Raw genomic sequence first — 12983 nt, forward strand, 5'->3', positions numbered from 1 at the left:
CGCTTACGCTTCTTGCTCGATGCGCGTCAGGTTGTCACGCAGGATAGGACCGTACTCATACTTACCCGGGCACGCGAAGGTGCACAAAGCAAGGTCCTCTTCATCCAGCTCCAGACAACCGAGCTGCATCGCTGTCACGATGTCACCTGTCACCAGTGCGCGCAGCAACTGGGTCGGCAGGATATCCAACGGCATCAGTCCTTCGAACTGACCGACAGGAATCATGGCGCGCTCTGAACCGTTAGTGGTGGTCGTGAAATTGAACTTCTTGCCCGGTGATAGCATGGAGGCAAACATGTTCAACACCGAGAACTTCTCAGCACCGGGCGAGACCCACCCCATGAACTCGCGTTTTGAACCCTCTTCCAACACGCTCACCTGCGTGTGGTAGCGGCCAAGATACGCCAGCGGGCCTTCAGCGCTCGCACCGTTCCAGACTGAACCACTGATAACACGGTTGTTATCACCCTGGGCACGACCAGCGACAACCTGATCGAGAGAGGCGCCAAGGCGCACTTTTAGCAGGGCAGGTTTGTCGACCTGCGGGCCGCCGAGTGCAATGACGCGCTCAACCGACAATTTGCCTTCGACAAACAGCTTTCCGATTGCGATGACATCCTGATAACCGATTGTCCACACGATTTTTTCGCGCGAAACCGGATCAAGGAAATGAATATGCGTACCGGCGTTGCCTGCAGGGTGAACACCTGCAAACTCTTCGGTTTTTACGCCATCGACCGATGGCAAACCTGCGCCCGGAGCGGTACAAAGAAATACATTCTTGGCACCGACACACGTCAGAACCTGAAGCCCCTGCGAAAACGCATCCGCCTGCTCTTTTATTACAACAGCCGGATCCGCTGCCAACGGATTGGTATCGATGGCGGTTACGAAGATAGAGTTGGGAGTGGTACCAACCTGAGGCACTCGACTGAAAGGCCGAGTACGAAACGCTGTCCAGAGACCGGACTGCACGAGTGTTTCCTCAACCTGCTCACGGCTCAAAGAACCGAGCTTATCGGCCGAAAAACTCGGGAACTCTAACGCTTCTTCCTGGTCATCCAACTCGATCACAACGGATTGCAGGACACGACGCTCACCGCGATTGATTTCGCGAATCACGCCTGCACCCGGTGCGGTGTATTGAACCCCTGGTGTTTTTTTATCGGTAAAGATCACCTGACCGAGCTTGACCCGGTCTCCCTCTTTAACCGCCATAGACGGCTTCATGCCGACATAGTCCGGTCCTACAAGGGCTACAGAACGCACGGCGACAGTGTCGGAAACAGTCTGCTCGGGTGCACCTGTAATAGGTAGATCCAGACCTTTATTGATCTTGATCATACGCCTCACCTAATCGAATAAACTTTACTGGCGCCTGAAATCCGCCCTGAACGCTCCCCCCTGTCCGATACACACATCTGGATGCGCGCTTCGGAACGTCTAGCGCTGCTTTTTCAGGCCCCACCCAAAAATCCGCACAAGTATACCTGAGCGTCCTGTCATTTTTCTACAAAGTACCTTTCCGATCAGGCACTTTCAGTGGCAATTATCCAGCCCCTTACGACCAAAAGACGCAAGTTTAGAACCAATCAATCTAATAGCGTTTAGCTTTCCTACCTGCCGCCCCACACACAAAAAAACCGCCCGAAGGCGGTTTTTTCTATTTTTCAGTGGCGTACCCGATCACGCTTCGATCGGATAGGCCGGCAAGGTGCACTTAGCGATACGCTGCGCCAGACGGACGACCTGGCAGCTATAGCCAAACTCGTTGTCATACCACACGTACAGTACACAGCTCTTGCCGCTGGTAATGGTAGCAAGACCGTCTACAACACCTGCCGCACGTGAGCCAACGAAATCGCTGGAAACAGCTTCCGGAGAGTTGCTGTAGTCAACCTGCTTCTGCAGCTTGGAGTGCAACGCAATGTTGCGCAGGTAATCGTTCAGCTCCTCTTTCTCGACCTCTTTTTCGAGATTGAGATTCAGGATCGCCATCGATACGTTCGGCGTCGGTACACGAATTGCGTTTCCGGTCAGCTTACCTTCCAGCTCTGGCAATGCCTTGGCAACCGCCTTGGCAGCACCTGTTTCGGTCAACACCATATTCAGACCAGCCGCGCGACCGCGACGATCACCTTTATGGTAGTTGTCGATCAGGTTCTGGTCGTTGGTGTAGGAGTGAACGGTCTCGACATGACCATTGGCCACACCGTACTTGTCGTTCATCGCCTTGAGAACCGGCACAATCGCGTTAGTCGTACAAGACGCTGCGGACAGAATCTTGTCAGAGTCGACGACATCGCTGTCGTTAACACCCATGACGATATTTTTAACGCCCTTGCCAGGTGCAGTCAGAATGACACGCGCAACACCCTTGGACTTCAGGTGCAGCGAGAGACCGGCCTCATCGCGCCACTTACCGGTATTGTCGATGACCAGCGCATTGTTAATGCCGTACTGGGTGTAGTCGATATTGTCAGGCGAGTCGGCAAAGATAACCTTGATCAGGTTGCCGTTTACGATCAGAGACTGGCTCTCTTCGTCAACAAGGATGGTTCCCTTGAACGATCCATGCACAGAGTCGCGGCGCAGCAGGCTGGCACGCTTCTCCAGATCATTGGCAGCAGAACCCTTACGTACAACAATCGCCTTGAGACTCAGCGAATGACCTGCACCAGAGCGGTCGATCATCAACCGAGCCAACAGACGACCGATACGGCCGAAACCGTAAAGCACAACGTCAGTAGACGGTGTATCGCTGTCAGGATCGCTGGCACCTTCAAGTTCAATTTCAAGGAACTCTTTAAGGGCACGGCCATTGCCTTCGGCGCGGAATTTGACCGCCAGCTTGCCGATATCGATATGAGCGTTATTCACGCCCATTTCACTGACCGCCTCGAGCACCGGAAAGGTGTCGACAACAGACAGTTCTTCGCCTTCTACCTGGCGCACAAAGCGGTGAGCTTTGAGAATATCGATTACGGAACGCTTGACGATCAGTCGACCGAAGATCGAAATTTCTACATTGCGGTCACGGTAAAGACGACCAACCAGAGGTACCATCGCTTCAGCGATCGCTTCACGGGCATTCCAGTCGGCTAAAATCAGTTCTTGGGTCACGGGCGGAAACTCCGAAATTGTGTCAGCTCAATTTGGGTGCGCGTATTATCCCTGTTTACGGGGCGCTGGGCAAACAACGCTGGCTAGACTTTTGTCCCACAGGACCATTTAACCCTTAGTGCTTTCGAATCAAGTGCCTTTCGGGCTGCGATTTAGCTCGCGCATCGCTAGAATAGTGCGCTCATCAAAGGGTCGTTCATTAAAGGAGTTAAGCGTGCCCAGCCGCATCCAGCCCCCACTTCCCCATAGTCCCGGTGACCTCAAGCGCATCGGCAACGTGCTGGGCAGTGCAACGGGATTGCTCGTCCGCGCACTCAGCGAACAGCACAAGGGTCCCATTCTGCTGGTCTGCCGTGACAGCGAAAGCGCCTCAAGAGCCCGCAGCGAGATCGGTTTCTTTTGCGATACCGGATACCCGGTACATCTGTTCCCCGACTGGGAAACCCTCCCTTACGATAATTTTTCACCGCATCAGGATATTGTATCAACCCGTATAGAAGCGCTTTATAAATTGCCGGAGATGTCGACCGGCGTGCTTGTTGTGCCAGCCCCGACGCTGATGCAGCGCATCGCACCGCCAAGCTTCGTTAGCGGCAACTCGTTATGGCTCGAGCGCGGGCAACAAATTGATCCCGAGCAGATGCGTTCACGGCTCGTCGACGCTGGCTACACCCTTGTCGACACTGTTTACGAACATGGCGAATTTGCCATCCGCGGCGCACTGATCGACCTGTTTCCGATGGGCAGCGACACACCCTATCGCATCGATCTGTTTGATGATGAGATCGACACACTGAGGACATTCGACCCCGAAAACCAGCGATCGATCGAGCAGATAGACCGCATCCGGCTGCTGCCCGCCCGTGAGTACCCGTTTAATAAAGATGCGATAAACCACTTTAAGCAGCGCTGGCGTGAGCAGTTCGATGTTGATTACACCCGCTGCCCGGTTTATCAGGATGTAGCATCAGGGCTTACACCCGCCGGTATCGAGTATTACCTGCCGCTGTTCTTTGATCACTGCGCCACATTGTTCGATTATTTGCCTAACAATACGCTTCTCGTCCAGGAAGCAGGCCTGAACCAGGCCGCTCAGCAATTCTGGCAAGAGGTTGAGACCCGTCACAACGACCGCGCCTGGGATCTCCAGCGGCCCGTGATAAAACCCGAGCGGTTATTCTTGCCGCCGGAAGCGCTCAACACTGCTTTAAAAGCCTACCCGGCCATTCGCCTCACGCCGGATGAAGAGGAGCGCCGTCCGGGTCGTGACAACCTGCCCTGCGAAACACCCCCAAACCTCACAGCTGGCCAGGGTGCCGACGACCCGCTTTCTTTGTTCAGAAAGCTGCATGAGGAATCCGGCCAACCCTTGCTGCTCTGCGCCGAATCGGCAGGTCGCCGCGAGGCACTGATCAGTCTGGCAAACCGCAGCGGACTCAAACTGCGGGAGTACAGCGGGTGGAGTGATTTCCTCGCCTCCCCGACGCCTCTGGGCATTACGGTTTATCCGCTTGAACAGGGGCTTAATCTTCGAGATTCGCTGCAGGTCATTACCGAAACCCAGCTTTTCGGTCAGCAGGTCTTTCAACGACGTCGGCGCGAGCGGGAGAAAACCGACAGTGAACAATCTGTTCGCCACCTGTCCGAACTCAACATAGGCTCGCCGGTCGTTCACATTGACCACGGAGTCGGTCGCTACCTTGGCCTTCAAACCATCGAGACAGAGGGCGAGGTCAATGAGTTTCTGACTCTCGAATACGCGAATAACGCCAAACTGTATGTGCCTGTCTCTTCGCTGCACCTGATCAGCCGTTACTCCGGTGCGTCGGACGAGGCCGCGCCTCTGCATCGTCTGGGCACAGAACAATGGAGCAAGGCCCGCCGCAAAGCCGCCGAAAAGGTGCGCGACAGCGCTGCAGAACTGCTCGACATTTACGCCAGACGCGCCGCGCGCGAAGGTCGAAGCTTCGACTGCCCCGAAGAGTCCTACCGCCAGTTTTCCAGCGGTTTCCCGTTTGAAGAGACCCTTGATCAGGCCAACGCCATCGATGCCGTCGTACAGGATATGCGAGCCCCACGCCCCATGGACCGCCTGGTGTGCGGGGATGTTGGCTTCGGTAAAACTGAAGTAGCCATGCGCGCGGCTTTCGTTGCCGTGCAGGCTGGACAGCAGGTTGCGGTTCTCGTACCCACCACCCTGCTCGCCCAACAGCATTTCGACAATTTTCGGGACCGTTTCGCCGACTGGCCTGTCAACATCGAACTGATCTCGCGGTTTAGAAGTGCCAAACAGCAACAGGCGATCGCACAGGACGTCAACGCCGGCAAAGTCGATATATTGATTGGGACGCACAAGCTGCTTCAGGGCGATCTACAGTTCAAATCACTTGGGCTGGTGATCATCGACGAGGAGCATCGATTCGGCGTTCAGCAGAAGGAGCGGCTGAAATCGCTTCGCGCAGAAGTGGACATTCTGACACTGACGGCAACACCGATCCCACGTACGCTCAATATGGCCATGTCAGGCATTCGAGATCTTTCGATTATCGCCACTCCGCCTGCGCGCCGACTTTCGGTCAAGACATTTGTACGCGAGTCGGACAAACCCCTGCTCAAAGAAGCCATTCTGCGTGAGCTTCTGCGCGGCGGTCAGGTTTACTACCTCCATAACGAAGTCAAAAGTATCGAGCAATCGGCTCGTGCTGTGTCGGAATTAGTGCCCGAAGCCCGCGTTGCCGTCGGTCACGGCCAAATGCGTGAACGCGAGCTTGAACAGGTAATGACCGACTTCTACCACAAACGGTTTAATGTACTGGTCTGCACAACGATTATCGAAACTGGCATTGACGTCCCAAATGCCAATACCATCATCATCGAGCGTGCCGACAAGTTTGGGCTTGCCCAACTGCACCAACTGCGCGGCCGTGTCGGGCGATCGCACCACCAGGCGTATGCCTACCTGCTTACCCCGCCACCGAAATCGATGACACCGGACGCCGTAAAACGACTTGAAGCGATCAGCCAGTCGAGCACGCTCGGGGCCGGATTCACACTGGCCACCCACGACCTGGAGATTCGCGGCGCCGGTGAACTGCTTGGCGAAGAGCAAAGCGGACAGATACAAAGCATCGGCTTTAGCTTGTACATGGAGATGCTTGATCAGGCGATCAAGGCCATTCAGGACGGCAAGACGCCGGATCTCGACAAGCCGATGCATCACGGTAGCGAAATCAATCTGCGTATACCGGCACTGATACCCGATGATTATCTGCCTGACGTACACAACCGACTGATCATGTATAAGCGGATATCAAATGCTGAATCCGCCAAGGCGCTTGATGAGCTTCAAGTCGAAATGATCGATCGCTTCGGACTCCTGCCGCCTCAGACACGTAACCTGTTCCGCCTCACGGCAATCAAATTGCGGGCCGATAGACTGGGTATTGAAAAACTGGAGGCTAACGACCGCGGCGGACGACTCGAATTCAGCAGCGACACAAATGTCGAACCGCTCACACTGGTCACACTGGTACAACAGCAACCCAACCGTTATAAACTGGATGGCGCCAGCGCGTTGCGCTTTACATTGCCCATGTCGAAACCGGAAGATCGCTTCCACTGTATTGAAGGGCTGCTCAGCCAGCTGACACCCAATGAGGGAGACAAATGATTACACGATTCAACGCCCTGCTTGCTGCTTTGCTGATGGCCTGCGCATTTTCTGCCCAGGCTGCACAGGGCGATTACACAGTCGAAGTGTTGATTTTTTCGCAGAGTGGTTATGGCGATGGTGCCGCCCCGTATGAGCTGATGGACGCCAACTCCCCCCCTCCTGCCATCGCGGAATCGAGCCAGCCGAGCCCCTACAACGGACTGCCGTTCAGCCAGCTTGAATCACTGCCGCGTGATCGATTTCAACTAGGGGACGACGCCGCTCGCCTGCGCCGCGAGGGTTACCAGATTCTCTGGCACGGCGGCTGGTATCAGAACGTCAGCACCGGCCGCAATCCGTATGTTCGAATTCAATCAGGGGATGGTCGAGTCGATGGCGTTATTAAGGTTGACCGCGGACGCTACCTGCATTTCAAGCCTGACCTACTGCTGAGCCGCTCCGCCGCGGCCGAAACTGCGTCACCGCGCTATCGCTTCAAACAGTCTCGGCGCATGCGCTCCGAGCAACTGCATTACCTCGACCACCCGCACTTCGGCATGCTGGTGATCATCAATCCACTACGCTAACGATTCATTCACCAGCTCAAACCACTAGAGTGATTTGAGCTGGTTGATCCGACTTTCGACATCCGCCAGAAGCACTGGAACGCTACCCTGCTCCAGCACCCGCCCCTGATCCATCAAAATTACCTTGTCGAAGCGATTGAGTGCCGAGGTATGGTGCGTTATAAACAGCACCGTCTGCCCGTCTCGATAGTTCAAGACCAGATCCAGAACAGCCTCTGCACTGTCCCGATCCAACCCTTCGGTCGGCTCGTCCAGCAACAGTATAGGCGCCTCTCTCAACAGGGCTCTTGCCAACGCCAGTCGCTTGCGCTGGCCACCCGATAAACGCGAGCCCGCCTCACCAACCTGATAATCAAGCCCTTTGCCGTCCAGCGCCTGAGCCAGACCCAGACGTTCAAGCAAATCCATCATCTGCTGATCAGGCGCTTGGTCATTTCCCACCTTCAGATTGTCACGAACAGTGCCGGCGAAGAGCTGGACCGGCTGTCCCATTACGCTCACCTGGCGACGCAAAGTCTCTTCGGTATAGCGCTCGATCGCTTCCCCCCCCAATTGGATGACGCCAGAATCAGGATCCCAGAAGCGCACAAGGAGATTGATCAAAGAACTCTTACCGCTGCCGGAGTGCCCCATGATCATGACCTTTTCACCAGCCTCAACATTGAAGCTCACACCATCGAGCGCCACGCCATGACCATATCCGAACACTACATCAGCAAACTGTATAGCTCCGGGGCTCGATGGCGCAGGCCCGCTCGCTGGAAAGAGGTTTTCCGGCTTACTCTGCGCAACAACAGCCAACCGCGCGGCCGATTCCCGTGTTTTCCCCAAGTATTGATAAGCTAGCGGCAAAGGCGACACCGCCTCGAATGCGGCCAAAACACAAAACAGCAGCATCGCAAGCTCAATGGCCTCCAGCGCGCCCTCATGAACAAGCGACACACCTACAACCAGAACGGCAATCAGCGTTCCACCGGCGATCAGCAGAATGAGTGCGTTTACCAGCGCCGTGATTCTACCCATTCTGACCTGAGTACCCAGGTAGCTCTGCTGGCTTTCCTCGACACTCGCCTGGGCCCGCGCCATCCCACCATAGATGCGAAGATCAGCCATACCCTGTATCAGCGTGATAAGACGCAGCCGCAACTGTGACTGATAGCGGGACTGCTGGGCACCGGGCACAGCACCCAGCGCGTAGCCGACCACCGGCACCAGCAAACCGGCCAACACAAAGCCTGCCAGTGCGATCAGTGCCAGCGCACCGCTATAGATCGAGACAAAACCACAGACAAACGCTACGACCACAATCGCGATCAGGCTGGGAGAGAGTATCCGCAGATAAAGGTTGTCCATGGCGCCGATATCGGCAATCAGCCGACTGAGTAGCTCGGCGGAACCTATAGCATTAAGACGTGCAGGTCGAAGCGGCTCCATGCAGCGGTAAAACCAGGTGCGTAATCGCGCAATAAGGCGGAATGTCGCCTCATGCGAGGCCAGACGCTCACCATAACGGCCGGCCGTGCGCAAAATAGCAAATCCCCTGACGCCCGCCCCCGGGGTGAAATAGTTGAACCCCGCCGCCACACCGGCAAGCGAAGTCGCCGTTATAAACCACCCCGACAGCGTTAACAGTCCAATGCTGGCGACCAATGTAAGCAAGCCCAGCGCCGAGCCGAGTACAACCCACCCGATATGGGCACGCATTTGACGGATGTATGGCCAGAGTAACTTCATTGCACGCCCCCCTTCCGGTACGGAACCAGGCACCCATCGACCAGCTCAAGAACACGATCCGCATTCAACTGAGCCGCTTCCCGGTGAGTCAGAATCAATACCGTACGTCCCTGACAGAGGCGATTGAGCGCCTCCAGCACCAAGGCTTCGCTCTGCACATCGAGATTGGCCGTGGGCTCATCCAGCAACAGCACCGGCGCATCCTTCAGAAATGCTCTGGCCAGTGCTATTCGCTGTATCTGCCCTCCCGACAGCCCCAGACCCGCCTCTCCGATCTCAGAGTCGAGCCCGCCGGGCAAACGCTCGAGAAACTCAGTGACATGGGCATCAGTACAGGCCTGCAGCAACTCCTCCTCGGTGGCAGATGCTCTTGCCAGCCGGAGATTATCCCTCAACGTTCCGGCAAAAAGCGTCGTCTGCTGGCTGACCCATGCGATCGAATGCAGCCATCCATCACGGTCAAGCCTATCAAGAGACTCCCCATTGACGGACAAAACGCCTCCACTGACCGGATAAAATCCCAACAGAAGATTCATCAGTGAGGATTTTCCGGCGCCACTTGGACCACGAACTGCTATGCGTTCTCCAGCGGCCAGCGTCAGGTTCACGCCCTTCAGCACCGGCTGTTCGCGGCCGGGGTAGATCAACTCAACATCACGAAACGTAATCGTCACCGGAGCACCGCCCAGCGCAACGTTTCCCGTTTCTTCTTGCTGCTCCACTTCATCCAGAAGTGTTTTCAAACGCTCGCTCGCCGCCATCGCTTCCTGCTTGGCGTGATAGTGTGTCCCGAGCTCTCGTAACGGCAGGTAAAATTCAGGCGCAAGCACGAGGATAAACAACGCCTGATAAAGCGTGACCGGATCACTCCAGGTTCCGAAGTTCAATTCGCCGAGAAAACTGAAGCCTAAATATACCGCGGTGAGCGCGATAGAGACTGAGGCAAAGAACTCAAGCACCGCCGAAGACAGGAATGCAAGCCTTAACACCTCCATGGTGCGCACACGAAACGCGTCAGACACCTCACTGAGCACCTGCGCTTCACCCTGACTGCGCTGAAACAGCTTCAGCGTAGCAAGGCCCTGTACCAAATCGAGGAAATAGGCCGACAGGTTTGCCAGGGCCTGGAAGTTTCGCCTGTTGGCAGCCGCCGCTTTCATCCCGACCAAGGCCATAAAGAGCGGCACGAGCGGTGCCGTGACAATGAAAATCAGCGCAACAGCCCAGTTCAACGGAAGAATGAACAACAGAATAACCAGCGGCAGCCCCAGGGATAGCGATACCTGGGGCAGATAGCGCGCAAAGTAGCCATCCAGCGCCTCTACCTGCTCAAGAAGCAACGCACTTAACTCGCCGGTCAGGTGCCGCTGACAATACCCGGGGCCGAGCCGGTCAAGCTTGGCCAGCAACTCGGCGCGCAAACGCTGCCGTATGCCGATAGACGCCCTTTGACCACTCACCTCGCGCACAAATGCCAATACTGCCCGCAATACAACCGCAAGCAGAAGCAACCCCAGGGCTGAGGCGTACGCACCCAGCTCCGCCTCCCCACTGACGACGCCTGCCAAAATGGTCGCCAGTTGGTCAGCCTGCAACACCATGGCGACACCGCCAGCCAAGCCCGACATGATTGCCAGCATCAACCAACGCCGCTCGACACCCACACGCGACTTTAACCAGCGAGCACGATTTCGACTCTCAGTACGTGAACTCACGCGTCACGCCCCCCTTCAATCAAGCGCGGGTCTCAATTGCTTCGTCCTGAGGCACATCCGCCATAGCTGGCACCTGCCCTTGCAGATGCACCGTCGTTGTCGGAAACGCGATCTCGGCGTCCAACTCATCAACGATGTCGATAATACGGAGCATCACATCCTCGCGTATTGCGAGGTATTTCCCCCAGTTCGTTGTGTGAGTAAAGCAGTAGATCATGATGTCGAGTGATGAGGGACCAAAACGGTTCAACTGCACAAACAGCGTATCCTGCTCATCAATCTCCTCGTGTGTGGTCAACATCTCGCGAATCCGATCCACCACCTGCTTTACGACACCCGCATCGTCGTAGCGCACGCCGACGTATTCAAAAATACGGCGGTTGGTCATGCGCGACGGATTTTCGACCGATATGTTGGCAAAGGTAGCGTTCGGTATATACAGAGGCCGTTTGTCGAAGGTGCGAATGACCGTTAAACGCCATCCAATCTTCTCCACGACGCCTTCTATCTCCTTGTCGGGAGAACGAACCCAATCACCAACCTTGAACGGACGGTCGAGATAGATCATCAGGCCGCCGAAAAAGTTGGCCAGTAGATCCTTGGCAGCGAAACCAACAGCCAAACCACCAATGCCACCGAAGGCCAATATTCCGGAGATGCTGTAACCAAGATATTGCATCAGCACCAGCGCTGTGAGCACAACGATGATGAGACGCAAGAGCTTGCAGATCGCGTCCGCCGTGGTGCGATCGATACTGCTGTCGCGCTGGAGAATCGCCTCCTCGGCCCGCGCAATGAACCGGATCAGCGTCCAGCTCAGAAGCAAAATAAAGCCCACCTCGCGAACACGGTCAGGCAACTCGCTCGCGACCAGTTTAAGATGCGGAGCAGACAGTTGAAGCGAGAATGTCAGCGCCAGCATCAACACCAGCATTATCAGGGGCCTGCGCAAGGCATCGATCAGCAGGTCATCCCAAACAGGCGATGTCTTCGACAGGGATCGCACCAGATAGCACAGTAAGCGATCGACTATAAGCGCGAGGATAAGGGAGCCGAGTGTGACCAGCAGCACGGCGAACTGCCAGTGGTAGTCCTGCATCGCTGGAAAGTAGGCAATCAAAGGCTCCAGCCAGCCGAAAAGCACCTCTTCATTCATAACTCAAGCCCCTTCCATCAGGCCTGCCGCTATAACGCGCGCCTTTTGCAGTCGTTCGGACGAAACGTCACGCCCTTCGCCCCCACGCATCCTCGCAAGGCGCGGTGATACTTCAACCTGATTACGACTCAGGTAGTCCAGCACCTCAAGCGCTCCTCCCCGGTTGTTGCATACCAGTATCATATCGCAGCCGGCATGCAGCGCTTTTTCCGCACGAGCCGGAAAGCCGCCAGCCACGCTGGCGCCTTCCATTGTCAAATCATCGCTGAAGATAACGCCCTCGAATCCCAGACGTCCTCGCAGCTGATCACGCAGCCAATACTCGGAAAAGCCGGCAGGCTCCTCACTCATGTGCGAATAGATGACATGTGCAGGCATAATGGCATCAAGCCCCGCATCGATAAGATGAGCGAAAGGCCGGATATCCTGCGCTTCGAGCTGATCCAGTGAGCGCTCGTCCACCGGAATATCGAGATGGGAATCAGCCCTTACCCAACCGTGTCCGGGGAAGTGTTTGCCGGTAGCCGCCATACCCGCCTCATGCATACCCTGCATAAAACCGGTTGCCAGTGCCGCTACGCCTGCCGCTGTATTGGAAAAGGCCCGATCACCGATTACACCACTGCGAGCCCAGTCGATATCAAGAACCGGCGCGAAACTGAAATCGATCCCGAAAGCCCGCAACTCGGTTGCCATGAGCCAGCCGAGCTCTACCGACTCCGCGACCGCCCGTTTCTGATCCTGCTGCCAAAGGTGCCCAAGAGCTGCCATCGGCGGCAGGCGGGTCGCCCCCTCTCTGATTCGCTGCACGCGCCCACCTTCCTGATCGATGGCCACCAAAATATCAGGCCTGACCTCGCGCACCTGGCGCATCAACTCTGTGAGCTGGACTGGAGAAGCATAGTTGCGTGCAAAGAGTATGAGACCACCCACTTCGGGTTGCGACAAAAGCTGTTGCTCGTCGGTCGTCAATTCAAGACCGTCCAGGTCCAACATCAGGGATCCGGTTGTCATAA

8 protein-coding genes are annotated in these 12983 nt (G+C 56.0%); 2 read left to right on the forward strand and 6 right to left on the reverse strand.

Going from position 1 to position 12983, the window contains the following annotated elements; translation table 11 throughout:
• Positions 1 to 3: 3 nt before the first annotated feature.
• Together ADIMK_RS18370 and ADIMK_RS18375 are read right to left on the reverse strand one after the other, a co-directional pair.
• The gene (locus tag ADIMK_RS18370) at positions 4 to 1344 is read right to left on the reverse strand and encodes a Na(+)-translocating NADH-quinone reductase subunit A (RefSeq protein WP_036191193.1); all 1341 of its coding nucleotides are present in this window, start codon (positions 1342 to 1344) and stop codon (positions 4 to 6) included.
• Positions 1345 to 1686: 342 nt separating this feature from the next.
• Positions 1687 to 3123 carry a glyceraldehyde-3-phosphate dehydrogenase gene (locus ADIMK_RS18375; RefSeq protein ID WP_036191194.1) on the reverse strand — a complete coding sequence of 479 codons (1437 nt, stop codon included), beginning with the start codon at positions 3121 to 3123 and terminating at the stop codon, positions 1687 to 1689.
• 214 nt (positions 3124 to 3337) lie between these two features.
• Between ADIMK_RS18375 and mfd the strand changes: the two genes are divergently transcribed.
• A complete protein-coding gene (gene mfd / locus ADIMK_RS18380) occupies positions 3338 to 6793 on the forward strand; it encodes a transcription-repair coupling factor (protein ID WP_036191195.1) in 3456 nt (1151 codons plus the stop codon).
• Positions 6790 to 7362, forward strand: coding sequence for a CsiV family protein (locus tag ADIMK_RS18385; protein WP_036191196.1), 573 nt, complete (start codon positions 6790 to 6792; stop codon positions 7360 to 7362). Before mfd ends, ADIMK_RS18385 begins: the two co-directional genes overlap by 4 nt.
• 24 nt (positions 7363 to 7386) lie before the next feature.
• Here ADIMK_RS18385 and cydC read toward each other — a convergent pair whose 3' ends face one another.
• From cydC to nagZ, 4 genes are read right to left on the reverse strand one after another with little or no spacing between them, the layout of a single operon-like run.
• A complete protein-coding gene (cydC, locus tag ADIMK_RS18390; RefSeq protein WP_036191197.1) occupies positions 7387 to 9096 on the reverse strand; it encodes a thiol reductant ABC exporter subunit CydC in 1710 nt (569 codons plus the stop codon).
• On the reverse strand, positions 9093 to 10811 hold the full coding sequence (cydD, locus tag ADIMK_RS18395) for a thiol reductant ABC exporter subunit CydD (RefSeq protein WP_036191198.1): 1719 nt from the start codon (positions 10809 to 10811) through the stop codon (positions 9093 to 9095). The genes cydC and cydD overlap by 4 nt, the downstream gene beginning before the upstream one ends.
• A 19-nt stretch (positions 10812 to 10830) precedes the next feature.
• On the reverse strand, positions 10831 to 11967 hold the full coding sequence (locus tag ADIMK_RS18400) for a mechanosensitive ion channel family protein (protein WP_081849862.1): 1137 nt from the start codon (positions 11965 to 11967) through the stop codon (positions 10831 to 10833).
• Between the two features lie 3 nt (positions 11968 to 11970).
• A complete protein-coding gene (gene nagZ / locus ADIMK_RS18405; protein ID WP_036191199.1) occupies positions 11971 to 12981 on the reverse strand; it encodes a beta-N-acetylhexosaminidase in 1011 nt (336 codons plus the stop codon).
• Between the last annotated feature and the right edge of the window lie 2 nt (positions 12982 to 12983).

Source organism: Marinobacterium lacunae, from assembly GCF_000705555.1.
Classification (GTDB): domain Bacteria; phylum Pseudomonadota; class Gammaproteobacteria; order Pseudomonadales; family Balneatricaceae; genus Marinobacterium_D; species Marinobacterium_D lacunae.